At 62.9% G+C, this 26740-nt stretch carries 21 protein-coding genes and 1 pseudogene; 15 read left to right on the forward strand and 7 right to left on the reverse strand.

Features of this window, described 5'->3' with window-relative positions:
• The coding region (locus AC1DX6_RS12525; RefSeq protein WP_477313726.1) for a B12-binding domain-containing protein at positions 1 to 246 on the reverse strand (246 nt) is incomplete at its 3' end.
• A gap of 264 nt (positions 247 to 510) precedes the next feature.
• Here AC1DX6_RS12525 and AC1DX6_RS12530 point away from each other — a divergent pair.
• From AC1DX6_RS12530 to AC1DX6_RS12560, 7 genes are all read left to right on the forward strand, one after another.
• Complete coding sequence (locus AC1DX6_RS12530) at positions 511 to 2085, forward strand: trimethylamine methyltransferase family protein (protein WP_477247778.1); 1575 nt, start codon at positions 511 to 513, stop codon at positions 2083 to 2085.
• A gap of 96 nt (positions 2086 to 2181) precedes the next feature.
• A complete protein-coding gene (locus AC1DX6_RS12535; protein ID WP_477313728.1) occupies positions 2182 to 2853 on the forward strand; it encodes a hypothetical protein in 672 nt (223 codons plus the stop codon).
• Positions 2854 to 2958: 105 nt separating this feature from the next.
• Positions 2959 to 3696 carry a dienelactone hydrolase family protein gene (locus AC1DX6_RS12540; protein ID WP_477313730.1) on the forward strand — a complete coding sequence of 246 codons (738 nt, stop codon included), beginning with the start codon at positions 2959 to 2961 and terminating at the stop codon, positions 3694 to 3696.
• A 103-nt stretch (positions 3697 to 3799) separates the two neighbouring features.
• Complete coding sequence (locus tag AC1DX6_RS12545; protein ID WP_477313732.1) at positions 3800 to 4978, forward strand: BaiN/RdsA family NAD(P)/FAD-dependent oxidoreductase; 1179 nt, start codon at positions 3800 to 3802, stop codon at positions 4976 to 4978.
• Between the two features lie 280 nt (positions 4979 to 5258).
• Positions 5259 to 5819 (forward strand): RNA polymerase sigma factor, encoded by a 561-nt coding sequence (locus AC1DX6_RS12550; RefSeq protein WP_477313734.1) that lies wholly within the window; start codon positions 5259 to 5261, stop codon positions 5817 to 5819.
• 2 nt (positions 5820 to 5821) lie between these two features.
• A complete protein-coding gene (locus tag AC1DX6_RS12555) occupies positions 5822 to 7963 on the forward strand; it encodes a vWA domain-containing protein (RefSeq protein WP_477313736.1) in 2142 nt (713 codons plus the stop codon).
• 256 nt (positions 7964 to 8219) lie between these two features.
• On the forward strand, positions 8220 to 8498 hold the full coding sequence (locus tag AC1DX6_RS12560; RefSeq protein WP_477313738.1) for a hypothetical protein: 279 nt from the start codon (positions 8220 to 8222) through the stop codon (positions 8496 to 8498).
• A gap of 9 nt (positions 8499 to 8507) precedes the next feature.
• Here AC1DX6_RS12560 and bmt read toward each other — a convergent pair whose 3' ends face one another.
• Both bmt and AC1DX6_RS12570 read right to left on the reverse strand, forming a co-directional pair.
• The gene (bmt, locus tag AC1DX6_RS12565) at positions 8508 to 9524 is read right to left on the reverse strand and encodes a betaine--homocysteine S-methyltransferase (protein WP_477313740.1); all 1017 of its coding nucleotides are present in this window, start codon (positions 9522 to 9524) and stop codon (positions 8508 to 8510) included.
• A gap of 90 nt (positions 9525 to 9614) precedes the next feature.
• Positions 9615 to 10457, reverse strand: a complete 843-nt coding sequence (locus AC1DX6_RS12570) for a helix-turn-helix domain-containing protein (RefSeq protein ID WP_477247795.1) — start codon at positions 10455 to 10457, stop codon at positions 9615 to 9617.
• 228 nt (positions 10458 to 10685) lie between these two features.
• On the opposite strand from AC1DX6_RS12570, the gene AC1DX6_RS12575 reads away from it, so the two are divergent.
• Positions 10686 to 11696: a fatty acid desaturase gene (locus tag AC1DX6_RS12575; protein WP_477313742.1), complete on the forward strand. Its 1011-nt coding sequence runs from the start codon at positions 10686 to 10688 to the stop codon at positions 11694 to 11696.
• Positions 11697 to 11786: 90 nt separating this feature from the next.
• Positions 11787 to 12614 (forward strand): phosphate/phosphite/phosphonate ABC transporter substrate-binding protein, encoded by an 828-nt coding sequence (locus AC1DX6_RS12580; RefSeq protein ID WP_477313744.1) that lies wholly within the window; start codon positions 11787 to 11789, stop codon positions 12612 to 12614.
• On the opposite strand, the gene AC1DX6_RS12585 is transcribed toward AC1DX6_RS12580, so the two are convergent.
• The 4 genes from AC1DX6_RS12585 to AC1DX6_RS12600 form a co-directional block, all read right to left on the reverse strand.
• The gene (locus AC1DX6_RS12585; protein ID WP_477315085.1) at positions 12579 to 13934 is read right to left on the reverse strand and encodes a M24 family metallopeptidase; all 1356 of its coding nucleotides are present in this window, start codon (positions 13932 to 13934) and stop codon (positions 12579 to 12581) included. The genes AC1DX6_RS12580 and AC1DX6_RS12585 overlap by 36 nt on opposite strands.
• Before the next feature lie 5 nt (positions 13935 to 13939).
• On the reverse strand, positions 13940 to 16510 hold the full coding sequence (locus tag AC1DX6_RS12590; protein ID WP_477313746.1) for a GcvT family protein: 2571 nt from the start codon (positions 16508 to 16510) through the stop codon (positions 13940 to 13942).
• An 87-nt stretch (positions 16511 to 16597) separates the two neighbouring features.
• Positions 16598 to 18175 (reverse strand): trimethylamine methyltransferase family protein, encoded by a 1578-nt coding sequence (locus AC1DX6_RS12595; RefSeq protein ID WP_477313748.1) that lies wholly within the window; start codon positions 18173 to 18175, stop codon positions 16598 to 16600.
• 197 nt (positions 18176 to 18372) lie between these two features.
• A complete protein-coding gene (locus AC1DX6_RS12600; protein WP_477313750.1) occupies positions 18373 to 19425 on the reverse strand; it encodes a hypothetical protein in 1053 nt (350 codons plus the stop codon).
• Positions 19426 to 19597: 172 nt separating this feature from the next.
• Here AC1DX6_RS12600 and AC1DX6_RS12605 point away from each other — a divergent pair, with 172 nt between their 5' ends.
• From AC1DX6_RS12605 to AC1DX6_RS12630, 6 genes and pseudogenes are all read left to right on the forward strand, one after another.
• The gene (locus AC1DX6_RS12605) at positions 19598 to 20287 is read left to right on the forward strand and encodes a helix-turn-helix domain-containing protein (RefSeq protein ID WP_477313752.1); all 690 of its coding nucleotides are present in this window, start codon (positions 19598 to 19600) and stop codon (positions 20285 to 20287) included.
• Positions 20288 to 20442: 155 nt separating this feature from the next.
• Positions 20443 to 21618: an MFS transporter gene (locus tag AC1DX6_RS12610; RefSeq protein ID WP_477313754.1), complete on the forward strand. Its 1176-nt coding sequence runs from the start codon at positions 20443 to 20445 to the stop codon at positions 21616 to 21618.
• Between the two features lie 113 nt (positions 21619 to 21731).
• Positions 21732 to 22892: pseudogene (locus AC1DX6_RS12615) on the forward strand (MFS transporter).
• 97 nt (positions 22893 to 22989) lie between these two features.
• Positions 22990 to 25059, forward strand: coding sequence for a prolyl oligopeptidase family serine peptidase (locus tag AC1DX6_RS12620; RefSeq protein ID WP_477313756.1), 2070 nt, complete (start codon positions 22990 to 22992; stop codon positions 25057 to 25059).
• A 32-nt stretch (positions 25060 to 25091) separates the two neighbouring features.
• Positions 25092 to 25217 carry a capsid protein gene (locus AC1DX6_RS12625; RefSeq protein WP_477313758.1) on the forward strand — a complete coding sequence of 42 codons (126 nt, stop codon included), beginning with the start codon at positions 25092 to 25094 and terminating at the stop codon, positions 25215 to 25217.
• Between the two features lie 50 nt (positions 25218 to 25267).
• Positions 25268 to 26647: an aspartate aminotransferase family protein gene (locus AC1DX6_RS12630; RefSeq protein WP_477313760.1), complete on the forward strand. Its 1380-nt coding sequence runs from the start codon at positions 25268 to 25270 to the stop codon at positions 26645 to 26647.
• Positions 26648 to 26740: the final 93 nt, after the last annotated feature.

The following is a 26740-nucleotide window of genomic DNA, read 5'->3' on the forward strand; positions in this document are numbered from 1 at the left end:
CATCGCGTTGGCGGACAACAGCACTTCGGGGACGAACAGGATGCCGTCGCGAAAATCCTCGCCAACGATGCGCATGCCTTCGACCAGTGCCTCGGTCAGCACCTTGTAGGGCACCCAGCCGCGCTCGAGCAGGATGTTGGTGCCTTCCTCGATCTCTTCCTTCAACCCGTCATAGAGGTCGTCGTGCATCTGCTGCACCAACTCGTCGTCGGAAAGCTCGGAAAGGATGATCTCGTCGTCGGCCATTTTTAATTCAGCTCCCTGCCACGCGGATGCAATGCGAGGCCTCAAATATCATTTCAATACCTAACCCGCTACAGGCATCGATCCATAGCTGATTTGCGACTTCCCGCAAAAGGAAAGCGACTGGAAATCTATTGGTTTTCTTGTCGATTTTGCGACAGGCGTTGGCGCTGGCGGGCCGTTTCGAATAGGGTGCATGGCTACGATCCGGCCAGATGCCGCAAGACGCGGCCGCAACGGTTTTCAAGGTTTCAGGGAAGAACGATCATGAGTGAGAACGCGCCAGTCGATCAGGAAGCGTCAAACGCACGGCGCGGACGCGCTGCCAGCGGCGGCGCTGCTGCAAGGCGCGCGGCACGTTCGGGCGGCGGCCCCGGCACCCAGCTCACCTACATCAAGCGCAAGATCAACGTCTATGAGGTGCTGAACGAGGAAGGCCTGGCGCTGATCGAGAAGAACACCGACACGGTGCTCGAAGAGATCGGCATCATCTTTCGCGACGACGCCGAGGCGTTGCAGCTGTGGAAAGAGGCTGGCGCCGACGTCAAGGGCGAGCGCGTGCATTTTCCCAAGGGCCTTTGCCGTTCGCTGCTGAAGACGGCGCCGCCCATCTACACCCAGCATGCCCGCAACGCCGAGCGCTCGGTGCAGATCGGCGGCAACGCCACGGTCTTCGCGCCGGTCTACGGCCCGCCCTTCGTGCGCGATCTCGATGGCGTCAGGCGCTACGCGACGATCGAGGATTTCCGCAATTTCGTGAAGCTCGCCTATATGGCGCCGTCGATCCACCATTCGGGCGGCACGGTGTGCGAGCCGGTCGACGTGCCGGTCAACAAACGCCACCTCGACATGATCTACAGCCACATCAAATATTCGGACAAGCCGTTCATGGGCTCGGTGACCGCGCCGGAGCGCGCCGAAGACACCGTCGCCATGGCCAAGATCGTGTTCGGCGACGACTTTGTCGAAAACAACACCGTGCTGACCAGCCTGATCAACGCCAACTCGCCGATGGTGTTCGACGAAACCATGCTCGGCGCGCTGAAAGTCTATTCGCGCCACAACCAGGCCTGCATCGTCACCCCGTTCATCCTTGCCGGCGCGATGAGCCCGGTGACGGTCGCCGGCACGCTGACGCAGGTTCTGGCCGAAGTGCTGGCCGGCGCATCGTTCACGCAATTGATCCGGCCGGGCGCTCCGGTGCTGTTCGGCACGTTTGCCTCGTCGATCTCGATGCAGTCGGGCGCGCCGACCTTCGGCACGCCGGAACCGTCGCTGGTTTCTTACGGCGCGGCACAGCTTGCGCGCCGGCTCGGCCTGCCGTTCCGTACCGGCGGCTCGCTCTGCGCCTCGAAAATCCCGGATGCGCAGGCGGCCTATGAAAGCGCCAACACACTGAACTCGACCATTCTTGCCGGCACCAACTTCGTGCTGCATTCGGCCGGCTGGCTCGAGGGCGGGCTCGCCTCCTGCTACGAAAAGTTCATGATGGACATCGACCAGCTCGGCATGACGCAAAAGTTTTCCGAAGGCGTCGACCTGTCGGAAAACGGCCAGGCGATGGATGCCATCCGCCAGGTCGGTCCGGGTAGCCACTATCTCGGCTGCGATCACACGCAGGCCAATTTCCAGACCGCCTTCTACCGCTCCAACATCGCCGACAACAATTCCTATGAGCAGTGGCTGGCTGAAGGCGAAAAGACAGCGCCGCAGCGCGCCAACGAACTCGCCCGCCGCTGGCTGGAGACCTACGAGGCGCCGTATCTCGATCCGGGCATCGACGACGGACTGAAGGATTACATCGCGACCAAGAAGGCGTCGATGGCTGACGCCTTCACTTGAAAGGAGCCCGAGTCAGGCGGGGCTAAAGTCGCCAACATCATCCACAAGGAAGTCTGGCGGAGCGCTTTCTCCGACCCCGACAAGAAGGGATGATCGTTGCGCGCCGTTGAGGAAATAGCGACGGCGCTTTCCGCCCACGGCCTTATCCTTCGGGGTGGCTTCAATTTTGTTTCAGGCGAAACGCCGCCAACCGGCCTCTCCGGCGCTCCGATCAAGTCCGTGCTGCTGGTGGGGCAGGCCGGTGCGGCACCTTGGCCGCACTTTTTGAGGTGGCGGGAGAACCAGCCCATCGCCAATCCGCTCGATACGTGGTCACGCGAGGTGATCGGCGCGGTGGCGGAAAAATTCGGGGCGCGCGCCGTTTCGCCTTCGGACAGGCCGTATCTGCCGTTCCAGCAATGGGCGATGCGGGCGGAGGGGCTGAAGCCGTCGCCGCTCGGCATTCTCATGCATCCGCAATACGGGCTCTGGCATGCCTATCGCGGTGCCTTGCTGTTCGAGGACGAGATGGCGCTTCCAGAACCTCGCGAGGTGATTCACCTTTGCGACGCATGTGTCGAAAAACCCTGTTTGAAATCCTGTCCGGTCGACGCCTATTCCGCGGATGGTTTCGCCTATGAGACCTGCCGGGCGCATGTGCGGGGAGCGAATGGCGAACCGTGCCGCAGCGGCGGCTGCCTCGACCGCAACGCCTGTCCCTATGGCACGGCCTATCGCTATCCCCCGGACATTCAGGCCTTTCACATGGCGAGCTTTGCCGGCCTGTAGCTCGCACCTCAACGCCGCACGAAATCTTGAACGCAAGGCTCAGGGAATGGCTTGCCCTGAGAACGCCCGCGGATATGTATCGCACGACAGGCAACGGAGCGGGCGATGGCGAAGCAGGACATTGAGATCAAGACCAGCGACGGCGTAGCCAAAGCCGGGCTTTTTCGCTCGGGAGCCGCTTCCTCGTCCAAGGCCGGCATCATTCTCTATATGGATGCCTTCGGTCCGCGGCCGGCACTCGACCAGATGGCGGAGAGGCTTGCGGGCGAGGGCTATGCGGTGCTGGTGCCGGACCTCCTCTATCGCAATGCGCCCTATGGGCCGTTCGAGGCCAAGACCGCTTTCGTTGTTGAGGAGACGAAAGCTGCGCTGATGGCGTTGGTGCACGGCACGACGCAGGACATGACCATTCGCGACAGCGGCGCATTCCTCGATGCGCTCACGCGAGAAGGCGTCACCGGGCCAGTCGGCACTGTCGGCTATTGCATGGGCGGCGCCCGGGCATTGAATGCGGCAGCAACCTATCCCGACCGGATAAAGGCCGCCGCCAGCTTCCACGGCGGCAATCTGGCCGGCGACAATGCCGACAGCCCGCACCGCAAGGCGGCCTCGATCAAGGCGCGCGTCTATGTCGGCGTTGCCGGCGTCGACCGCAGCTTTCCGCCGGAGCAGTCGGCGCGACTGGCCGAGGCGCTGCGCGTGGCGGAAGTCGACCACGCCATCGAAAACTATGCCGGCATGGCGCATGGCTGGTGCGTGTCGGATCACAGCGTCTTCAACGCGACCGGCGCGGAGCGCCACTGGAAACGATTGACAACGCTGTTTGCCGAGACGCTGATCTAAACGCTGATCGAGGCGTTGCCTGCAGTCGTATCGAACGGGTAGAGACTGCACGATTGGCGCGACCTGCTAAATCGGCGCCGGTCGAGCGGGAACGATTGGCCTGATGCAATCCTATGATGTGGTGGTGATCGGCGCGGGTGCCGCCGGAATGATGTGCGCCATCGAGGCCGGCAAGCGCGGCCGTTCGGTTCTGGTGCTCGATCACGCGGCAAAGCCAGGCGAAAAAATCCGCATCTCGGGCGGTGGCCGGTGCAATTTCACCAACATCCACACGAGCCCGAAGAACTTCCTCTCGGGCAATCCGCATTTCTGCATCTCGGCGCTGAGCCGCTACACACAGCGCGATTTCATCGCGCTCGTCGAACGCCACGGCATCGCCTATCACGAGAAGACGCTGGGACAGCTGTTCTGCGATGGCTCGGCACGCCTGATCATCGACATGCTGGTCCAGGAAATGCAGGACCGCGGTGTCGAACTGGTACTGTCGACCGAGGTCCGGAATGTCGAGAAAAGCGCGGAAGGCTTTGTCCTGGCGCTCTCCACCGGCACGGTCGCCTGCCGATCGCTGGTCGTGGCGTGCGGCGGCAAGTCGATCCCAAAAATGGGTGCGTCGGGCTTTGGCTACGAACTGGCGGCGCGGTTCGGCGTGGCCGTGGCCGAAACCCGCCCGGCTTTGGTGCCGCTGACCTTCGACGCAAGGACGCTCGAGCGGCTTGCGCCGCTGGCCGGCAATGCCGTCGACGCCGAAGTCGCTTGCGGCAAGACGCGGTTTTCGGAGGCGATGCTGTTCACGCATCGGGGCTTGAGTGGACCCTCCATCCTGCAAATATCGTCCTACTGGCGCGAGGGCGACGAGATCCACATCGCCATGCTGCCCGGGGTGGATATCGCCGAGCTGCTTCGCGTGGCACGGCGCGTCAACGGCAGACAGGCGGTGCAGACGGTGCTGGCAAACCATCTGCCGAAGCGTCTTGCACAGGCCGTCGCCGAGCGCACCGGGATCGACGGCAATCTTGCCGATTTGACGGACCTGCAGATGAAAACCGTCGATGCCGCCGTCAACGACTGGCGCATCAAGCCGGCCGGCTCCGAGGGCTACCGCACCGCCGAAGTGACGCTTGGCGGCGTCGATACCAACGCGCTCGACCAGAAGACGATGCAGGCGAAATGGGTGCCCGGCCTGTTTTTCATCGGCGAGGTCGTCGATGTCACGGGTTGGCTGGGCGGTTATAACTTCCAATGGGCATGGTCGTCGGGCTGGGTCGCGGGCCAGGTGTGCTGATATTCAGGTGAGGCCGGCCTGCGAGCCATGGTCTCCTGCGCTTCCGGCCTTCGCCGGCCGAAGCACTCATGAAGGATTGTGGCAGCCAAGGCTACGGCCGGCGTAGGCCGGTGCTCACGTACTGAAGTACGCTCCGCTCCGGTTCTCGGAACCCACCATCCTCGGCTCGGCCTGACCTGAATCTCAACACACCTGTTGCGCACCCGAATCCGTTGCTCCCGAAAAATTTCTTTCCATAACCCCAAGGATTGGCCATTAGCCTTCGTCCAACAGGCAAATGATGGCGATGATGCTGGATGAAAGCGAAGCCTCCGACGCCGATCTGATCGGGCGGGCGAAGGGCGGAGACAGGGGTGCCTTCGGCAAATTGCTCGAAAGGCACTACAACTTTGTCTATCGCGCTGCCTATCGCTGGTGCGGAAAGAAGGCCGACGCCGAGGATATCGCCCAGGAAGTCTGCGTCCGGCTTGGCCGGGCGATCCGTGACTATCATGGCAGCGGCGCCTTCACGACCTGGCTCTACACCATGACGCTGAACGCGGCGCGCGACATGATGCGCAAGACCACGCGCGAAAACGTCAAGACCGAAGCCTACGGCGCCTACAGCATGATATCGGGCGAGGCATCGGCCGAGCCCGAAGACCCGGCGGAGGCGCTGTGGGCGGCGGTGCGAAAGCTGCCCGACAAGCAGCGCGACGCGGTGCTGCTGGTCTATGGCGAAGGCTTGAACCATGCGGCCGCCGCCGAGGCGATGGCAATCTCGGAGACGACGGTTTCCTGGCACATCCATGAAGCGAAGAAACGGCTGAAAGTGCTCATGCGCGCAGCCGGGGAAGTGTGACCATGGTCGACGACAACGAACTCAACAGGCTGCGCGACGCAGCAGTGCCGGCGCCGGACAGCGACGCGAAGGCCCGCGCCTTCACCGCCGCCATGCGCGCCTATGATCTGGAAGAAAAAACTTCACCTGCCACCCAAGGATCGGCTGCCGGGCTTCGTCTCACAGAGCGAGCACAAAAGCTCTGGAGCGAGATCATGCAAAAGAAACTTTACGCCACGCCGGCCATTGCCGGGCTCGTCGCCCTGCCGATCGCCGGATACGCCACCTTCCATATGTTGCAGGAGCAGCCTTCCAAATTCGCCGGGGACGAGAAGATCACCGAAACGCTGGCCGACAAACCCGCGACCAATGGGCCGGCGACCAACGGGCTGGCGACGGTCAAGCAGGAGCCTGTTGCCGAAGGCGACAAGCAGAAGAAGGCCGACGCCGACAGCGAAAGCCGTGACGCCAGCGTGGCGCTCGATAAACCAGCCTCGCCGCCGAAATCCGAGTCGACCGTCGCTAGCGGTCTGGCGCAGCAGGACGCCCTGTCGCGTGGTTTGGCCGAGCCGGCGCCGGCGCCTAGCGGCGAGTTCGCGCTGGATGGTGGTGCGAGCCAGCCCATGGCCGACAACACGGCGCGGTTTGGTCGCGTGCAGGGCACAACAGCCGAGTCCAAGCTGATGGCGCCGCAGCCGGCAACCGCGCCGGCCGATCAGTTGTTGCCGCAAGAGGAAAACCGCGACCGCGTCGAGGATTTCAAAACCAACCCGGTGCATGCAGCACTCGAAGATCCGGTCTCGACCTTCTCGATCGACGTCGACACGGCTTCCTATTCTTTCGTGCGCAGCTCGCTGAAGCAGGGCTACCTGCCGCAGGCCGACACGGTGCGCGTCGAGGAGATGGTCAACTACTTCCCCTATGACTGGAAGGGGCCGGACTCGGCATCGACGCCGTTCAACTCGACCGTCAGCGTCATGCCGACGCCGTGGAACACGCACACCAAGCTGATGCACGTCGCCATCAAGGGCTTTGACGTCAAGCCGGTCGAGCAGCCCAAGGCCAATCTGGTGTTCCTGATTGATGTATCGGGCTCGATGGACGAGCCGGACAAGCTGCCGCTGCTCAAGTCGGCGTTCCGGCTGCTGGTCAGCAAGCTCAAGGCGGACGACACCATCTCGATAGTCACCTATGCGGGTGAGGCCGGCACCGTGCTGATGCCGACCAAGGTCACCGAGAAGGACAAGATCCTCAACGCCATCGACAATTTGCAGCCGGGCGGCTCGACGGCCGGCGAGGCGGGCATCAAGGAAGCCTACAAGCTTGCCCAGCAATCCTTCGTCAAGGACGGCGTCAACCGCGTGATGCTGGCGACCGATGGCGACTTCAATGTCGGCCAGACTGATGACGACGACCTGAAGCGGTTGATCGAGAGCGAGCGCAAGACTGGCGTCTTCCTGTCGGTCTTCGGTTTCGGCCGCGGCAATCTGAACGACCAGATGATGCAGACCATCGCGCAGAACGGCAACGGCACCGCCGCCTATATCGACACGCTCGCCGAGGCCGAGAAGGTGCTGGTCGAGGATGCGTCGTCGACGCTGTTTACCATCGCCAAGGACGTGAAGATCCAGGTCGAGTTCAACCCGGACAAGGTCTCGGAATACCGCCTGATTGGCTATGAGACCCGGGCGCTCAACCGCGAGGACTTCAACAATGACCGCGTCGATGCCGGCGATATCGGCTCCGGCCATTCGGTCACCGCGGTCTACGAGATCACGCCCAAGGGCAGTGGCGGCGAGCAGATCGATCCGCTGCGCTATGGCCAGGCGACGGTGAACAATGGCGGTGTCGCCAATGCGGACGAATATGCCTTCGTCAAGATCCGCTACAAGCTGCCGAACGAAGACATTTCGAAGCTGATCACCACGCCGGTGACCTCCGCCAACGAGGTATCGTCCTTCGACGAAGCCAGCACTGACCAGCGTTTCTCCGTCGCTGTCGCCGCCTTCGGCCAGAAGCTGCGCGACGAGGATGCGACCGCGAAGTTCGGTTACGACAAGATCATGGAGATTGCCACTGCCGCCCGAGGAGCCGACCCGTTTGGGTACAGGTCAGAGTTCCTTTCGCTCGTGCGCCTTGCCTCGGCGCTCGGCGGCAACCGGTAGTGGCGATGACGGCCGGTTTCTTTCAGATGGGATCGTTCTGACACGGGAAACCGGCCTATGGGCGGGTGAGGCAGGCCGGCGAGGGTTCTTCCCTTGCCGGCCTTTTTTTGGTGCGGCGCATCTGCGTGCTCCTGGCGAAAATCGACTCTGGTCTCGCCTATGTGCGGAATCGTTAAATTGCGCGAGATTTCCGCCACCCGATCGCAATTTCCTCTTGCTATGTAACAAGTCACGTTTGGGCTTGAGGGGGCCGCAATTGCTGATCAGGAACATCGCGACCACACTGCCATCGGCAAGGGATGTGCAAGCGCCCGGGCCGACAGCGTCGCCCGAATCCCGGCGCATGATGGATGACGTCAATGCCGCCCGCCAAACCGCCATGTCGGCGCTGCACAACGACCGCTTCCGCGTCATGCTCGAGCAGATCACCGATCCCGGCACATCGGGTGCGTTGGTGACGATGGGCGGCGATGCCAACAGCGCCGGCACCGATTTCAACACGGCGCTGTCCCGCTACGCCGAAAACAGCGAATAGCCGAAAATATCAAGCCCGGCTGCGCCGCCGCTCGCGGCGGGCTTCGCTGGTCTCGGCGGTGTTTTCCGTCGCCACCTTGTTGCGCATCGGGCCGATGCGCTCGACAATCGCCGCAACAGTCGGCCGATCCGCCTTGGTGTGTGCGTCGAGCGCCTTGCGCATCGCGGCAAGGTGCTGGAACGAGGTGCCGCAGCAGCCGCCGACGATTTTGGCGCCGGCATCGACCGCCAGCCTGACATAGTCGGCCATCAGTTCGGGCGTGCCGGAATAGTGGATTTCGGTGCCACGGAATTCCGGAATGCCGCAATTGCCCTTGACGATGACCGTCGCTTCCGGCTTCGCCTCGGTCATGTCGAGCAGCGAAGCCAGGATGTCGGACGCGCCGACACCGCAATTGGCGCCGACGCCAAGCGGGCGCTGCGAAAGTCCGTCGACGACGCCGTGGATATCCTTTGGCAACAGCCCCATCATGGTGCGGCCGGCAGTGTCGAAGGAACCGGTATAGGTGTAGGGCAGGCCAACGCGGATGGCGGCTTCGGCGGCAGCGCGGATTTCGTCCGGCGCCGACATGGTTTCGATCCAGGCGACTTCGGCGCCGCCTTCCTTCAAGCCCTCGATTTGTTCGGCAAAGGCATCAACTGCCTCGTCATAGGTCATGGCGCCGAGCGGCACCAGCAATTCGCCGGTCGGGCCGACCGAGCCGGCGACGATGACTTTGCGCCCGGCCTTGTCGGCAACGGCGCGGGCGATCTCGGCGGCGCGCTTGTTCAGCACATGAACGCGGTCCTGCGCATGGTGCAGCTTCAGCCGGTGGCGAGTGCCGCCGAAGGAATTGGTCAGGATGATGTCGGCGCCGGCGTCGACGAAATTCTGATGCAGGCTGGTGATGGTGTCGGGCGCGGTCTCGTTCAGCAGCTCGGGCGCTTCGCCGGCCTCGAGGCCCATGGCGAACAGATTGGTGCCGGTGGCGCCATCGGCCAGCAGAATACCCTTTTCGGCAAGCAGCGCGTCAATCGGGTTGGTCATGGTGGAAAACGCCTTCCGGGACATCTCTATTGAGATAAGGATATAAAGAACTCTTTATGTCTAGTCAATGTCGGACGACCCAACCGATGGTCAAAATCGCATTTCGGCGAGCTTATGCGCGAAGCCGGCGGCTTCATGCGCATTGATGTCGGCGGCGCGGATCAGATTGTCGAAATGGCGGGTCAGCGTCTGGATCGGCTGGGTCGCGTTGAGCACCAGGTACATGTCGCCGACATAGATCGCGGCGCGATAGGGCCCAAAAATGGTGTAGGGGATCGAATAGCGCATCCGCCCGTCGTAGAGAAACAGACGGAAGGTGGGATAGAGGTCGTCGAGCAGCGTCGCCATGTGCAGAAGCTGCTGGTGGCGGTCGGCCTCCGGGAAACGATCCCACACGCCCAGCCCGCGCGCAAAGATTTCGAGGGTGTGGCGCGGCATGCAGACTTCCATGTCGGTTTCCGGCCGCCGATTGTAGTCGATGCGGTATTGCGTTTCGCCGGCCTGCGCCTCACGGCTCTTGTTGGTGATGCCGGCTTCGTATTCGACCAGCGCCTCGGTGCGCAAAAGGTCGGGAATGCCGGCCGGCACGTAGCGGATTTTTGTGCCGGCGGCCTCCGAATGCCATCTGGCCAGCAAGGTGCGGTCGAAACCGCCGGTCGCTTCCTCGATCTCCAGGCTCTCGCGGATTTCGCCGGTGACGCCTTCGTCCTGACTCAGTCCGAGCAGCCAGTCGAGCGACACCTTGAACTCGGCGGCGATGTTGAGCAGCGTTTCGGCGCGGGGCAGGCGGGTGGAAGCGCCCGATAGCAACTGCGACAGCGCCGAGCGGTCGATACCGACCGCGGCCGCGAAGGCCGACTGGTTCAGGTCGGACCTTGTCAGGAGCATCTTCAGGCGCTCGCGAAAGATCGTCGACAGGTCGCGCTTGTCCATGCGCTTTGCTCCAGCAGTTGGAGGAAAAATTTGCGCCGAAGCTGCCGAGACCGCGCCTCAGGCGTAAATGAATCCCTAAGCTTGTTTACAATAGATAACATATGCGGCTTAAAATGCGCAATCGCAACAGTTTGTGCGCTTTGTCGCGTTGCAGCAACCCGAGGCTCCTGACACAATGCTGTCAGGAATCAAAATGGTTCCGACGACTGAAAGGCAGTGGTCGATCGCATGACAAGCATGGGTAAGAGACGAAGCGGCGCACCGGCCATCGAATGGCCGACCGTGGTTCTCGCTTTCTTCTGTTACGCACTATGGCTCGTCACCGGCTTTTTGATCTGGCCTTCCTATCCGCTTTTGGCGCTTGCCATCCTGGCCGTCACCGCTGCATTGCAATCCTCGATCATGCACGAAGTGCTGCACGGTCATCCGACCCGCAACGCGCAGCTCAACGAAGCGTTTGTCTTCCTGCCGATCGGGCTGGTCTGGCCGTTCCGCCGCTTCAAGACCATTCATCTGCGCCACCACGCCGACGAACGGCTGACCGATCCGCTGGACGATCCCGAGAGCTATTACCAGGCGCTCTGGCAGCATGACGATTTGCCGCCGCTGATGAAATTCCTGCTGAAGATCAACAACACCATGGCCGGCCGCTTCGTGCTTGGGCCGTGGCTGTCCTGCGTTGGCTTCTTCATCGACGACGCCAAGCAGATGGCCGCCGGCGACAAGGCGATCCGCAAGGCATGGTTGCTGCACGCCATCGGCCTCGCAATCGTGCTGCCGATCGTGCAGTTCGGCTTTGGCATTCCACTGTGGCTCTACATCCTGGTGCCGGTGTGGCTCGGCCAGTCGCTGATCTCGATCCGCACTTTTGCCGAGCATCAATGGTCGGAGCATCCAGAGGGACGCACGGTGATCGTCGAGCGCTCGCCGCTGTCCTTCCTGTTCCTCAACAACAATCTGCATTTCGTCCACCACAAGAGCCCGACGGTGGCCTGGTATCGGCTGCCAAAACTGTTTCGCGACCGCCGTGACGAATGGCTGCGGATGAACAATGGCTACGCCTATCCGAACTATTTCGCGCTGATCAAGGCTTACGCCTTCAAGGCGAAGGAGCCGATCGTGCATCCGGTTCTGCGGCGTCAAGCCGAACCGGGCAGGGCCTTCAAGCCGCGCGTCAGGGCGCGCAGCATCAGCGGGCTTGGCAGTGCGCCAGTTCCCGCCGAGCCGCCCAAGGAATAATTTCGGGCATCCGGGGTCCGTGTCGGCCAATTCTGATTGGACGCCGCGTTCTTGCGATCCTTTCTCCAGACATGATGATTGAATGTCGGCATGAGCGAATTGGTTGTAGCGTTGCCTATGTATGACTGGCCCGAAGTGCGCGGCGAGGTCGACGCGCAATGGGCACGCTTGCGCGATGCCTTCGGGCTGAGGGGGGTCGACGCGCCGCAGACCATCGTGCGCCGCAATGGCGATCTGCCGGCGGTGCCGGGCGGTATCAGGGATGCTGCCGGTGCATCGATCGCGCCAGATCCCGCGACCCTGCCGCCAGACGAACTCGACTATCACAAGCTTTGGCTGCATCCGGCGCTGTTGTTCGCGCAGACCTGCTGGGGGCCGATGGAGCTTGGCTTGTCCAGGCATGTGCAGGTGGTTGGCCAGCCAAGCTACGACGCTTATGAGGGTGGGCAAGGCGAGCTCTATTCCAGCGCGCTGGTGATGCGCACAGGCGAGGGGCCTGAGGCTCGATCGCCCGCCGATGGCAGCCCCTTCCTCCCGCTTGATTTGATCCGTGGCAAGCGCTTCACCTTCAACAGCCGCGATTCCATGTCGGGCTTCATCGGGCTGACGCGCGATCTGGAGACACTGGGCGAAAGCCTTGATGTCTTTTCGTCGCGCAGCGAAAGCGGCGGCCACCGCGGCTCGATCGTCGCCGTCGCCGAGGGCAGGGCGGATGTCGCAGCCATCGACTGCGAGAGCTGGGCGCTGGCGCAGCGTTTCGAGCCTGCGGCGCAGAAGGTGGTGGTCGTTGGCTGGACGGCGCGGCGCAAGGGCCTGCCGTTCATTACAGCCGCAGCGACGCCGGAAAAGACGGTCCGGGCAATGCGCGAAGCGCTTGCCGGATTAGCCGAGCAGCCTCGCATCCAACGGGTAGGTTGAAAGCTGCTGGTTGCCGGTCGCGGTGATCAGGATCTGCTCCTCGATCTTGACGCCCTCGCGCCCGCCGAGCCTGCCGATATAGCTTTCCACGCACAGCACCATTCCCGGTTCCAGAACGCCATCGGGCGTGTCTGACGTCCAGTCGCTGGCATGCGGCAAGGTCGGGTATTCGTCGGCCAGTCCGACTCCGTGATAGAGCACGCCGTAACGCGTCGGGAAGCAATCGCCGGGCGGCACCGCCGAGCGTTCGACGAGGTCGCGGAAGGATATGCCGGGCTGCATCAGAGCGGTGTTGTGGGCGATCTGGTCGGCAGCAATGCGGAACAGGTCGTGCTGTTCGTTTGATGGTTGCGCATCGCCGCAAAGCCAGGTGCGTGACAGGTCGGCGCAGAAGCCGTAGGGGCCGATCAGGTCGGTGTCGAAAGCGACGAGGTCTCCTGCCTCAACGATGCGCGACGAGCATTCCTGGAACCACGGATTGGTGCGCGGACCTGACGCCAGCAGCCGGGTCTCGATCCACTCGCCGCCGCGCGCGATGTTGCCGCGATGCAGTTCGGCCCATAGCTCGTTTTCGGAAATGCCGGGCTTCAGCGCCTGCTCCATCTCGCCCATCGCCGCCTCGCAGGCGACAATGGCGCGGCGCATGGCCAGGATTTCGTCCGGCGATTTGATCAACCGGGCGTTCTCCATCACCGCTTCGCCATTGCCGATGGTGACGCCGCGACGAGCCAGTTCCTCGACACCTTCCGGATTAATGTGATCGACGGCGATACGGCTGTTGCCGCCGCCATGTTCCTTCACCAGATCTGCGATGCCGGCGGCCCAGCGGCTTACCTTCTGCTCCGTCAGCTCGCCGCTGTAGAGATACATCCACGACACGGCCGGCCGCACCTCGTCGACGACGCCGGAATGATCGGACAGGTGCTCGCAGGAAAAATAATCGAACAACACCACCGGCCCTTCGGTGGCGACGAAACAATGCCGCGTCGGATTGTGCGCGACCCAGAGCTGCATGTTGGTGCTGTCGGTGGCGTAGCGGATGTTGACGGGATCGTAGAGCAGGGCGCCGGCATAGCCGCGCCGTTTCAGCTCGGCGCGGATGCGTTCCAGCCGGTACTTTCGCATCGCCGGCAGATCGGGCGCGGCAATGCCTGCCGCTGCCCATTCAGCTTCTGCTTGCATGCCATAGCCCAGCACATGCTGGTTCAGCGAGGCCGCCTTCTGGCGGGAGTCCTCGCGCAACGCCTCGATCGAACCCGGCTCGAACGGCATGATTTTGCGATGGCGGCCGAAGCTCCCCTTTGGCGCCTCGCTGTGCATGACGCTCAAGTCCGCATCTTGTCGCCGCTGGGATCGAAGGGCGGCTCGACATTGATGCGGGCCGGCCGCCGGTGGCCGAGGATCTCGATCTCGAACAGGCCGGCGGTCTCGTTCTCGGCAAGGGCTGCCGGCACATAGCCTTGTGCCATCGACTTTTGCACATAGTGCGCATAGCCGCCCGAGGTCACCCAGCCGACCACGCGCCAGTCGCCATCTACGATACCGCGCACGGCGGATGCGCCTTCGGCAGCCTTGGAGCCGCGTATTTCCTTGCCTGACGTGTCGAAGCGTGGTGCGCCATAGCCATGCGGCTTTTCCACCGTGCCGTAATCCTTGCTGACCTTGGCCCAGATCGGCTCGTCGCCCATCACGTCGGCGTCGGCGGCATCGACGATGAAGGAGACACGGCGCAGTTTTGGTCCCTCGGCCTGTTCCTTGGCGGCGGCTTCGCGGCCGATGAAGTCGTTCTTCTCGAGCTTGATGAAGCGGTCCATCGCCCCTTCGTAGGGCCCGTAGATCGGCCGCAACTCGCGGAACCAGGTCGGGAAGTTCTTTTCCAGGCGCATGGAGAGCAAAGCGCGCATGCCGAAGTCGACGAGGCCGAATTCTTCGCCGGCGTCCTTGATCGCCTTGTAGACCAGGCGCTGATAGGCGGGCGCCATCCAGATCTCGTAGCCGAGGTCGCCGGTATAGGTGATGCGGTTGACCAGGCAGGGTGCGCCGCCGACCGCCATTTCGCGGAAATCCATGAAGCGGAAAGCCTTGGTCGAGATGTCGACATCGACCAGCTTCTGCAACAGGTCGCGCGATTTCGGCCCTGCGATGGAGAGACCGACGAGGGTCTGGTCGAAGCGGTGGATGCGTACCGAGCCGTCCTTTGGCAAATGCTTCTCGAACCAGCGCATATGGTACTTCTGCGCCGCGGACGAGCCCCAGATCATGAAGCGGTCGTCGCCGGCCTTGGCGATGGTGAAGTCGCCGATCAGCCGGCCGAATTCGTTCAGCATCGGCGTCAGCACGATGCGGCCGGTCTTCGGCATCCGGTTGGTCATGAGACAGTTGAGGAAATCCTCCGATCCCAGGCCGGACACCTCGTATTTGGCGAAGTTGGCGATCTCGGTGACGCCGACCTTTTCGCGCGTGGCGCGCACTTCCTCACCGATCGGCCCGAAATCGTTGGAACGGTGGAAGGAGACGATATCCCTAGGTTCCTTGCCCTTCGGTGCGAACCAGAGCGGTGTCTCAAGACCCCAGGAGTCGCCCATGACGGCGTTGTTGGCCAGCATCGTGTCGTAGAGCGGCGTCGTCTGCGCGGGCCGAGCGGCGGGCAATTCCTCGTTGGGGAAACGGATGGAGAAACGCCGCGAATAATTTTCGCGCACCTTGGCGTTGGTGTAGCGCAGGCCGGCCCATTCGCCGAAACGCGCCACGTCCATGCCCCAGACGTCGAAGCCGGGATCGCCATTGACCATCCAGTTGGACAGCGCCAGACCGACGCCGCCGCCTTGGCTGAAGCCGGCCATGACGGCGCAGGCGCACCAGAAATTGGTCAGGCCCTGCACCGGGCCGACCAGCGGGTTGCCATCGAGCGCGAAGGTGAAGGGGCCGTTGATGATCTGCTTGATGCCGGCCTTCTCGATGCCGGGGAAATGCTTGAAGCCGATCTCCAGCGACGGCGCGATGCGGTCGATATCGGGCTGCAGCAGTTCGTGGCCGAAATCCCACGGCGTGTTGACCGGTGACCACGGCTTGCAGGCCTTCTCATAGGTGCCGAGCAGGATGCCATTGCGCTCCTGGCGGGTGTAGATTTCGCCCTTGAAGTCGAGCACGCCGATCATCTCGCGGCCGGTCGACTTGTTGAATTCCTCGACCTCCGGCATCGGTTCGGTCAGAAGATACATGTGCTCCATGGCCAGCACCGGCAGTTCGACGCCGACCATGCGGCCGATTTCGCGCGCCCACAGGCCACCGCAGTTGACGACATGCTCGGCCTTCACCGTGCCTTGCTCGGTGACGACATTCCAGGTGCCGTCGACCTCCTGCGTCAGCTCGACGACGCGGTTGCGCAGCACGATCTCGGCACCCAGCTTTTTCGCCGCCTTGGAATAGGCGATGGTGGTGCCGGAGGGGTCAAGGTGGCCTTCGACTGGATCCCACATGGCGCCGACGAAATTGGTCTCGTCCATCAGCGGGAACATCGCCTTGGCTTCGGACGGCGTGATCAGTTCGGTGTCCATGCCGAGATAGCGGCCCTTGGCGTGGGCAAGGCGCAGGAAGTCCATGCGCTCGGGCGTATCGGCCATCATCACGCCGCCGGTCAGATGCAGCGAGCAGGACTGGCCGGAAAGCTCCTCGATCTCCTTGTAGAGCTGCACCGTATAGGCCTGCAGCTTGGCGACGTTGGGGTCGCCATTCAGCGTGTGGAAGCCGCCGGCTGCATGCCAGGACGAGCCGGAGGTCAGCTCCGAGCGCTCGATCAGCATGATGTCGGTCCAGCCGGCCTTGGCCAGGTGATAGAGCACCGAGCAGCCGACGACGCCGCCGCCGATGACAACCGCTTTTGCATGAGATTTCATGAAGATAGGTCCGTTTTTGCGTAGATTGAATCAGATGTTTGATGAGCGACGAGCAGCGCCGGCGTCAAATCCATCGCTGCTTTTCGGTCAAAAATCGGTCGGCGCGCCGCCTTCGGAGCGGCGCTTGGCGACGAAGGCGTTGAGTTCTTCGCGGATGGCCGGGTCCATGTAGGGCTCTTCGTAGGATGCCAGCCGCTCCTTCCAGACGCGGTTGGCCTTTTCGAGCGCCGTCGGCGAGCCTGCTTCCGCCCAGGTTTCGAAATTGCGCCAGTCGGAAATGATCGGCGAATAGAAGGCGGTCTTGTAGCGGTCCTGCGTGTGCTGGGTGCCAAAGAAATGGCCGCCGGGGCCGACGGACTGGATGGCGTCGAAGCCGAGCGCCTCGTCGGAAAGGTCGAGCGGGGTCAGGAATTCGGCCACCATCTGCAAGAGGTCGATGTCGACGATGGTCTTTTCGTAGGAGCAGCGCAGGCCGCCTTCGAGCCAGCCGGCCGCATGCATCATCAGATTGCCGCCGCCCTGGATGGCGCCCCACAGCGAGAACACGCTTTCATAGGCGGCCTGCGCGTCGACCGTGTTGGCAGCGCAGGTGTTGGAAGTGCGGTAGGGGATGTTGTAGCGGCGGGCAAGCTGGCCGCCGACGAGCTGCGCTTTCATATATTCCGGTGTGCCGAAAGCCGGTGAACCGGACTTCATGTCGACATTGGAGGTAAAGCCGCCATAGCCGACGGGCGCGCCCTTGCGCACCATCTGGGCAAAGGCGATGCCAGACAGCGCCTCGGCGTTCTGCTGCACCAGCGCGCCGGCGATGGTGACCGGCGCCATGGCACCCGAGAGGGTGAACGGCGTCACCACGACGACCTGACCCTTGCTCGACATCTGGATGATGCCTTCCATCATCGGCACGTCGAGCTTGAGCGGCGAATTGGTGTTGATGATGGTGAAGACGGACGGCTCTTCGAGCATCTGTTCATGGCTGATACCGCGCGCGATCCTGGCGATCTCGATGCCGTCGACATTGCGCTCCTTGCCGAGCGAATAGATGTGGAACACCTTGTCGGTGAGCACGCTGAGATCGCGGATGCACTCGAGGTGGCGGACTGAGGGATGGATATCGGTCGGCTCGACCGGATAGCCGCCCGTGCAGTTCAGGATGTTGTGCATCTGCGCAAGCTTGAGGAAGTTGCGGTAGTCCTGCTGGTTGCCGGGCCGGCGGCCGCGATCGATGTCGGAGCAGTTGGGCGCCGACGCCATCATCGAGATGATCAGATTGTTGCCGCCGAAGCGCACATTGTGCGCCGGATTGCGGGCATGGATGGTGAATTCGGACGGGCAGTTCGAGACAAGGTCGAGGATCATGTCGCTGTCGAAGCGCACGCGCTCGCTGCCGTCGCGAACATCGGCGCCATGCGCCTTCATGATGCGGCGGGCCTCGTCATGCAGGACGTCGACGCCGATTTCCCTGAGCACGCGCAGAGAGGCGAGGTGGATCGATTCCAGTTCGTCGTCCGAGACCAGCTTGGTCGGCGTCAGCGGGTTTTTCAGCTGGCGGAAGGCTGGCTGCTCGAACGCGGCCGAGCCGCCGGCGCGCTTGCCCGCGCGGCCGCCGCGACGGGCGCGGTCGGTTGCCAATGCCGGTTCGGCGGGATGAAGGGCGGCGGTCATGGATGGCCTCGTACGCTGCGACAGTGCGGCTGCAATATGGACCGCCGGCTGTCCAGCCATTGCGGAGGCGGCGACCACTAGGGCGAGGGAAGCGACATGCCGGAACGGCAGGTTGCAACAGTCTCAATCGACTGGATGACCGATTTTGCGATCTTGAGGGCGAGGATCGTTTTTCAGGTCAAACCGGGCGGGGTGCCTCATGACTCGCGATGGAAGACGAAATAACTGCGGTATAGGTAGTCCATAGATTGAGCTGCCATTTCCCGTGCGGCCTGCGGCGACTTGCTGAAAGTAGTGCGATAGTAGGACGCCAGCGCCGCAACTGCTTTCGGGTATTGCCTACGGATGGCGCGGTATGTGCGGCGATATTTCGGGCCGCGCATTGCCCATTTTTCGAGGCCGTCATCAACCTCGGCGCGTGAGTTGTAGGGCTCGCGTTTTAGCGCCCATGGCCGCATGGCGGCATTGGCCCAAGCTTGTTCCACATCATATGCAATCCGAGCGGTGGGCTGAAGTGTGCCTTCATTTCTTCCTGGCCCGAGCGCCTCGGCAAGCAAGCTTGCAAAGCGTTGCGTCGGTTTCGGCAACAGTCGGACCGCAGAGGGCACATCAGGCATGAAGGCGACGTGGCAACGGGCGGACATGCCGGCCTCGTCCAGTATGTATACGTCCCAGTTCCTTTGCTCATTTTGATCTATGGCCCAAATCTGGCCCGACGCCGAATTCTGCAGCAGCTGCAGCGGCCGCCATACTTCGCCGATTACAGGTTTCAATCCGAGCCTTCTTAGCTGCTCAGGATCCACCAGGTACGTTTCGACGGGAAGCGACGGATCGGCCAGATAATAACTGTACCAGTCGCCACGCCAGCCAACCTGGCTCTCGGCTACAATCAGTCGCTTGCCCCGCTGCGGCGAAATTTGCCAGTACACGTTGCGCAGCGTGTTGGGATTGCCCGGATAAGTCATTTTGCCGAACACGTTGGGATCGGCACTTTGGGCGTCGCCTGCCTCGATATGCTCTTCGCTGACGCTGAGCACCAATCGCGACATTGCAGCGGCCGCGATGGGCAACGGCGCCCGCATACTGAACGTGTCGGACTTGAATTGCGCCGAGGCCATCGCCAAGGCCTCGACACACTCCGAGCGCCGTGTGTCGCCGCTCATGATCGGCCACGCGAACGCTGTGCCGGTCATCAGGAATATGCAAGCGCCGGTCATGGCCAATTGCCTGCAGAAGGTGAAAATAGTCATCGCATCCCCCGCTCGTATCCGTTGTGAACAATGCGTTTGACGGCCTCCCGGGGTTAGCGTTTTGTTTGGCCTTGATTGGCATTGGCGGTCGCGTGATGTATGGCTTTGTGCGGATTTGTCCGGTGCCAAGATGAGGCCAGATATCGAACCGTCCAAGAACCAGAACATAACGATGGCGCAGCGCATCCGAGAGGAATTGGCCCGCCGTCGCATGTCGCGTCAGATGCTGGCCGACACCGCCAAAATCAGCATTTCAACCCTGGAAAAGGTCCTCAACGGCAGCCGTCCGTTCACAACCGCGAGTATTGTTCGGCTGGAGGCCGCCTTAGGCGTCTCGTTGCGCGATCCGGCCTTCAAGCCTTCTGCCGGGGTTCATCTCGGCGGATATGCCAAGGCTGGCGTTGCCTGGCTGGAAGGAGATTATTTGACGCTGCGGCCTTCGTTTGAGGTCGCAGGCGCGATCTATGCGTATCGCATGCAAATATACTGGGACGACAGTCAGGGCTGCCTGGCGTTTCGCGAAACGGATCGGCTGGACGCCCCATTTTCGCAAAAGGGCGTTGTCTCGATGCCTAACAAATCGGGGCAGATCTATCTCTACACCAATGATCAGGGGCAGATGCGCCTTGTCATTCTGGGTCGTCCTCAAATCAGTGGCGAAATCTACGGATTGATAGCGACATTGGCCGTGGGCGCAGGCAGCAATCTTACTCCTGTTGCGGCGCCAATCGCACTGCTGCCCTGGTCGAACACTGCCGACCCGAAACTCGGCCGTATCCAACGGGAAAATGCCGAATATTCGGACTACCAGAGGCATCTCACCATGATCGTCCAAGGCGGCAACGCAAGACTGTTGACGTAGCGATCGCGATGCCGGCCCAGGCAAAGCGCCTGCCGAACGCGGCGGGCATCCCGTACAATTGGATTTCTGCCCTGGACCTTCCTTTTCCGGCATTCAACCGGTAGCTGGGGCACGCCGCCTCGATGCGCGGCAATTATCCGGGTGATGAGAGCAGCATGGCCACGACCGGCTCGAGCGATGGCGAAGCGGGGACGCAATGGGCGGCGCTTGCCGGGGTAACTGCTGCCCTTGCCATGTTCGGCGCGGCGCAAGGGCTGAGTTCGCCGCTGTTCACGCTGCTGATGCAGAAGCAAGGGATGTCGCCGGCGCTGATCGGCCTGTCGGCGGCCATGATGCCGCTCGGGCTGATCCTTTCGGCGTCTTTCGTGCCGGCCGCCGTGCGGCTGGTTGGCGCACGCACGCTGGCCGTCGGCTGCTCGCTTATCGGGGCGCTGTGTTTTCTTGCGATCGGCTATTTGCAGGACTGGGTGGCCTGGTTCGTCATCCGCTTCATCATCGGCGTCGTCATCAACCCGCTCTACATCCTTGGCGAGGTCTGGGCATTGTCGCTGGCGCCGCCATCGCGCCGCGGCAGGGTGATGGGCGCGTTCAATACCGTGCTCGGCGCCGGCTATGCGGCCGGGCCTCTGGTGCTGACCGCGGTCGGCACAACGGGCTGGATTCCTTTTCTTGTCGGTATAGGAGGCTTCACGCTTTGCGCCGCCATCCTGCGCAGCGTTTCGTCGAGCCTTGCCGGCTTCGAGGATGACGGCCAGTCTTCCGGCGGTTTTTTCGGTTTCGCCAGGCTGGCGCCGGCGCTGCTGTTTGCCGTGCTGGTTTCAGCGGCGGTCCAGCAGGGCACATATGCTCTGATGCCGGTCTTCGGCGCTGCCTATGGCTTGCCTGAAAGGGTGCTGGCAGCACTGGTGATGGCCCTGTCCCTGGGCAACATCTTCCTGCAAATTCCGCTTGGCTTGCTGGCCGAGCGTTTCGGCGGCCGGGCGATGATCATCTTTTGCGCATTGGCGACTGCAATCTGCGCGGCTCTGCTGCCCTTGCTGATCACGACGACGGCGATCTGGCTCGTGCTTCTGGTCATGGGTGCGGTCGGTTATGGCGTATACACGATGGCGCTGGTCGAACTCGGCACCCGCTTCAAGGGAACGGCGCTGGTCGCCGGCAATGCGGCCTTCGCGCTGATGTGGGGTGCCGGCGGCATCGTCGGTCCGCCGGGCGCCGGCACGCTGATGCAGTTTGTCGGTCCGCTGGGCTTGCCGGTGGTGATCGCCGGTCTCGACATTCTGCTGGTGACGTTTGCACTCTACCGCTCGTCCGTGCGCCGGGCCTCCTGACAAGCCCGGGCCTCCTGACAGGCATTGGCTGGAGCAATCGGTTTTCGCCAGCGAGGGGCTTACTGCGCTGGAACCGAACCGCTGATCCTGCAGCCCCGATTGCGGTGCGCACAATGAACCTGGCGGAATCGAATGACAACGAGACGATGCAATGGGCGGCGATCGCCGGCGTGATCGCGACCGTGTCGGTATTCGCCATTGCGCAAGGGCTTTCCTATCCGCTGTTGAGCTTCATCCTGCAGCGCCAGGGCATCTCGCCGGCGATCATCGGCCTGTCTGCGGCGATCACGCCGGTCGGCTTCATCCTGTCGTCACCGCTGATCCCGGCGCTGGCGCGCCGGTTCGGGGCAGGGCCTACCGCACTCACCTGCGCGGCACTTTCGGCCATCGTGCTGGCGCTCATCGGCTGTACGCAAAATGTCTATCTGTGGTTTCCGCTGCGCTTCCTGATCGGCGTGGTGACCAATCCGCTCTATGTGCTGAGCGAGACCTGGGTGATCGCACTCGCCCCGCCGGCGAGACGAGGTCGGGTGATGGGGGTCTATTCGACGATCATTTCCGCAGGGTTCGCGGCCGGCCCGCTTTGTCTGCTTGTCGTCGGCACCGAGGGGTGGCCGCCGTTTCTCGTCGGCATCGCCGCTTTCGTCCTTTGCGGCTTCTGCCTGGCCCTTGTGCTGCGGCGGCTGCCTAAGGTCGACGAGGCCGGCCACCGGGTTTCCGTCATGGCTTCGTGCCGCAGGCCTGGCTGCTGTTGTCCGCCGTCGTGGTGGCCGCAAACTTCGAACAAGGCGTGCTGGCGCTGCTGCCGGTCTACGGAACGCATTACGGCATCGCGGATATCAGGATGTCGGCGCTGCTGTCGACGATGATCGCCGGCAACATTGCCATGCAGGTGCCGCTCGGCCTGCTGGCGGAGCGGCTGACGTCGCGGCTGGTGCGGTTCATCTGCGTCCTGCTGACGCTGCTGGGCTGCGCGCTGTTGCCGCTGCTCATCGAGACGCCGCTGATCTGGCCCTGCGTGTTCATCTGGGGCGCGGTTTCCTACGGCATCTACACCATGTCGATCATCGAGCTCGGCGAGCGCTTCACCGGCTCGGCGCTGGTCGCCGGCAACGCCGCCTTCTCGCTGATGTGGGGCGTTCGGCGGCATCGCCGTGCCGCCGCTGGCCGGTGGCGTCATGGACGTGATCGGCGCCGGCGGTCTGCCGATAACGTTGGGCGCGATCTGTCTGCTGCTGGCGGTTGCCACGGCTCTGCGTCGACGGATGGTTTGAGGCAGAGCCGCCTGATGACCTAACGTCACCATCTTGAATGTGGGCGCCAGCAGGGCGATGTAGGCGGAGCTGCCAGACAATAGCTCGGAGACCACGCGTGACCCAATCGACGACAAAACGCCAGACCGAAGCCGCCGCCGAGGACAAGTTCCTCTGGCTGGAGGACAGGAACGGCAAAGACGCGCTCGACTGGGTGCATCGCCAAAATGAGGTCACGGTCACCGAACTGCAGGGCGATCCGTCCTACCAGGCTTCGTTCGAGACCGCGCTCGACCTGATGACGGCCGAAGACAACATCGCGGTCGGGGCGGCACTTAACGGCCATGTCTACAATTTCTGGCAGGACAAGACCAATGTGCTCGGCCTGTGGCGGCGCACGAGCGTCGCTTCCTACAAGACCGAGAAGCCGGACTGGGAAACGATCATCGACTTCGACCAGCTTGCGGCAAAGGACGGGGTGAAATGGGTGTTCAGCGGCGCCAGCCGGCTCTACCCCGATTTCAACCGCTGCCTGCTCTCGATGTCCCCTGACGGTGGTGACGCCAGCGAGATGCGTGAATTCGACATTGCGACCAAGTCGTTCGTCGAGGACGGCTTTCGCGCGCCCGCTTCGAAGTCGGGCTTCGGTTGGCTGGACAAGGACACGGTCATCGTTTCGGCGGCGTTCGAAGAGGCCGACAAGACGGAATCGGGCTATCCGCGCGTGATCAAGCTTTGGACGCGCGGCACGCCGCTGGAAGACGCGGCGCCGATCTTCGAGGCGCAGAAGGATGATCTCGCCGTTGGCGCGGCGCTCGAGTTCGATGGCGACCGACGCTATCTGATCCTTGGCAGGACGCTCAACTTCTTCGCATCGCACCTTTTCCTGCGTCTGCCTTCCGGCGAAAACAGGCGCGTCCCGCTACCGGACGACACGACCGATACCGCGATCTTCGTGGATCAGCTGGTCTTCGGCGTACGCAGCCCATGGACGGCGCCCGACGGCACGCTGTGCCAACCTGACGGCCTCTATTCGCTGGATCTGGTGCGGTGGGTCGAAACCGGTGCGCTCGGCCCTGTGGAGACCTTGTTCGAGCCGGCGCATCGCGTCTCGATCGCCGGCATCACCCGCACGCAGGACCGGCTGTTCATCAATTTGATGGACAATGTGCGTGGCAAGGTCGTCGTTTGCGAGCGCAATGACGGCGGCTGGTCGCTGAAGCCCGTGGCACTGCCTGAAAACGGCAATGTCGGCATCAGCCATGCCGAGCATTTCGGCGCCAGCGTCTCCTTCTCCTTCACCGATTTCCTGACGCCGAGCTCGATCATCTGGTCAGATGACAATGGGGTGACGCTGACGACGGTGAAGGCACAGCCGGCACGTTTCGATGCATCGCCTCTCATCTCCGAACAGTTCGAGGCGCGCTCGAAGGATGGCACCGCGATTCCCTATTTCGTCGTCCGGCGACGCGACCAGGACGGTCCGGTGCCGACGCTGCTCTACGGGTATGGCGGTTTCGAAGTGCCGCTGTTGCCCGGCTATGCCGGCGTGCGTGGCAGGCTGTGGCTGGAGAAGGGCAATGCCTATGTGCAGGCCAATATCCGCGGCGGCGGCGAGTTCGGTCCGAACTGGCACCAGGCGGCATTGAAGGCCAACCGGCAGAACGCCTTCGACGATTTCGCCGCCGTGGCGCAAGACCTGGTGAAGCGCGGCATTGCCACGCCGGCGACGCTCGGCATCCAGGGCGGCTCGAATGGCGGCCTGCTGACCGGCGTTTCGCTGACCCAGCACCCGGAGCTGTTCGGCGCCGTCATCATCGACGTGCCGTTGCTCGACATGCTGCGCTACACCGAGCTGCCGCCCGGCGCCTCCTGGATGGCCGAGTATGGCGATCCGGCGAAACCGGAAGAGGCGGCTTGGCTTGCCGCCTATTCGCCCTACCAGCATGTCTCGGCCGATGCCGCCTATCCGCCGGTGCTGCTGACGACGTCGACCGCCGACGATCGCGTTCACCCCGGCCATGCCCGCAAGATGGCGGCTCGCCTGCAGGCTGCCGGTCATGACAAGACGCTGTTCTTCGAGGAAACCGAGGGCGGCCATGGCGGGCGCGGCGATCGCCGGCCGCAAGCGGCCCAGGCGGCGATGAAATATGTCTTCCTGCAGCGGGCGCTGAGCGGTACGACTTGAACTGAAGGCCTCAGACAGCCTAAGGTGCCTTCATGGCTCCGGCAGTGACATTGGTTTGCACATTTGGGGTGGCGGTGACGCCGTCGCCGCGCACGCTGCGCGCCGAGCTTCTGCGGCTGTGCGCCCGCATCGGCTATTCGCCTCCTGCCTGCCTCTGAAGAATCCGCCCCGGCAATCGCCGGATTGGTTCAAAGAGGAAGGTCAAATCATGACTTATCAGAATTACTCGCTGAAGCAGCTTCAGCAGATCGACGCCGCGCATCACCTCCATCCGTTCACCGACCACAAGGAATTGCGTGAGGCCGGCTCGCGCATCATCACCCACGCCAACGGACCGTTCATCTACGATGCCGACGGCACGGAAATCCTCGATGGCATGGCCGGGCTGTGGTGCGTCAATGTCGGCTATGGCCGCGACGAGCTGGCCGACGCGGCCTATGCCCAGATGAAGGAACTGCCTTACTACAACTCCTTCTTCAAATGCTCGACGCCGACGCCGGTCCTGTTGTCGAAGAAGCTGGCGGAGCTGGCGCCCAAGGGCGTCAACCAGGTGTTTTATGGTTCCTCCGGCTCGGAGGCCAACGATACGGCGCTGCGGCTCGTGCGGCACTACTGGGCGCTGGAAGGCAAGCCGGAGAAGAACCGCATCATCTCGCGCAAGATGGGCTATCACGGCTCGACCATCGCCGGCACCTCGCTCGGCGGCATGGATTTGATGCACAAGCAGCTCGGTGGCGCGGTGCCCAACATCGTTCATGTGATGATGCCCTATGCCTACGAACTGGCTCTGCCTGGCGAAAGCGACCATGATTTCGGCCTGCGCGCGGCAAAGGCGGTCGAGGACGCCATCCTCGAAGCCGGCGCCGACAAGGTGGCCGCCTTCATCGGCGAACCGGTGATGGGGGCAGGCGGGGTGAAGATACCGCCGATGAGCTACTGGCCGGAAGTGCAGCGCATTTGCCGCAAATACGATGTGTTGCTGATGTTGGACGAGGTCATCACAGGCTATGGCCGCACCGGCGAGTGGTTTGCGGCCCAGACCTTCGGCATCGAGCCCGACACCATCACCACGGCCAAGGCGCTGACCTCCGGTTACCAGCCGCTGTCGGCGCTGCTGGTCGGCGACCGTATCGCCGCGACGCTGGTCGAAAAGGGTGGCGAGTTCTATCACGGCTATACCTATGCCGGGCATCCCGTGGCCTGCGCGGTGGCGCTGAAGAACATCGAGATCATTGAGCGCGAGGGCCTGGTCGACCGGGTCAAGAACGACACCGGTCCGTATTTCGCGCAGGCGCTGCAGGAGCGGATTGCCGACCATGAGCTGGTCGGCGAGGTGCGTTCGATCGGGCTGATGGGAGCGATCGAGATCGTTAGGGATAAGGCGACCAAGGAGCGCTTCCTGCCTTCGGGGAGCGCTGCGGTGACCGTTCGCGACCACGCCATTACCCAGGGCCTGATGCTGCGCGCCACCGGCGACACGATGATCCTGTCGCCGCCGCTGATCTGGACGCGCGAGACGATCGACATGGCTTGCAACCGCATCGCCAAGGCGCTCGACCTGGCGCTGGCGGATTTGCGCAAGCGATAAGCCAAACAACAGCCGGGCGTGCCGCTGTCGGCACGCCCGGCCTCGAATGCACCTTTCGTAGTGCCATCAGGGAACGAATTGCCCTCGTCGCGC

It is taken from the genome of Mesorhizobium sp. P2_C4, from assembly GCF_056404575.1.

Bases quoted from the DNA above. Each gene is read 5' to 3' on its own strand.
- AC1DX6_RS12625 (WP_477313758.1), top strand. From the start codon at position 25,092: ATGGCTCCGGCAGTGACATTGGTTTGCACATTTGGGGTGGCGGTGACG.
- AC1DX6_RS12585 (WP_477315085.1), bottom strand. From the start codon at position 13,934: ATGCACAGCGAGGCGCCAAAGGGGAGCTTCGGCCGCCATCGCAAAATC.
- AC1DX6_RS12545 (WP_477313732.1), top strand. From the start codon at position 3,800: ATGCAATCCTATGATGTGGTGGTGATCGGCGCGGGTGCCGCCGGAATG.
- AC1DX6_RS12575 (WP_477313742.1), top strand. From the start codon at position 10,686: ATGACAAGCATGGGTAAGAGACGAAGCGGCGCACCGGCCATCGAATGG.
- AC1DX6_RS12530 (WP_477247778.1), top strand. From the start codon at position 511: ATGAGTGAGAACGCGCCAGTCGATCAGGAAGCGTCAAACGCACGGCGC.
- AC1DX6_RS12555 (WP_477313736.1), top strand. From the start codon at position 5,822: ATGGTCGACGACAACGAACTCAACAGGCTGCGCGACGCAGCAGTGCCG.
- AC1DX6_RS12595 (WP_477313748.1), bottom strand. From the start codon at position 18,175: ATGACCGCCGCCCTTCATCCCGCCGAACCGGCATTGGCAACCGACCGC.
- AC1DX6_RS12590 (WP_477313746.1), bottom strand. From the start codon at position 16,510: ATGAAATCTCATGCAAAAGCGGTTGTCATCGGCGGCGGCGTCGTCGGC.
- AC1DX6_RS12600 (WP_477313750.1), bottom strand. From the start codon at position 19,425: ATGACTATTTTCACCTTCTGCAGGCAATTGGCCATGACCGGCGCTTGC.
- AC1DX6_RS12570 (WP_477247795.1), bottom strand. From the start codon at position 10,457: ATGGACAAGCGCGACCTGTCGACGATCTTTCGCGAGCGCCTGAAGATG.
- AC1DX6_RS12540 (WP_477313730.1), top strand. From the start codon at position 2,959: ATGGCGAAGCAGGACATTGAGATCAAGACCAGCGACGGCGTAGCCAAA.
- AC1DX6_RS12580 (WP_477313744.1), top strand. From the start codon at position 11,787: ATGAGCGAATTGGTTGTAGCGTTGCCTATGTATGACTGGCCCGAAGTG.
- AC1DX6_RS12630 (WP_477313760.1), top strand. From the start codon at position 25,268: ATGACTTATCAGAATTACTCGCTGAAGCAGCTTCAGCAGATCGACGCC.
- AC1DX6_RS12610 (WP_477313754.1), top strand. From the start codon at position 20,443: ATGGCCACGACCGGCTCGAGCGATGGCGAAGCGGGGACGCAATGGGCG.
- bmt (WP_477313740.1), bottom strand. From the start codon at position 9,524: ATGACCAACCCGATTGACGCGCTGCTTGCCGAAAAGGGTATTCTGCTG.
- AC1DX6_RS12605 (WP_477313752.1), top strand. From the start codon at position 19,598: ATGGCGCAGCGCATCCGAGAGGAATTGGCCCGCCGTCGCATGTCGCGT.
- AC1DX6_RS12550 (WP_477313734.1), top strand. From the start codon at position 5,259: ATGGCGATGATGCTGGATGAAAGCGAAGCCTCCGACGCCGATCTGATC.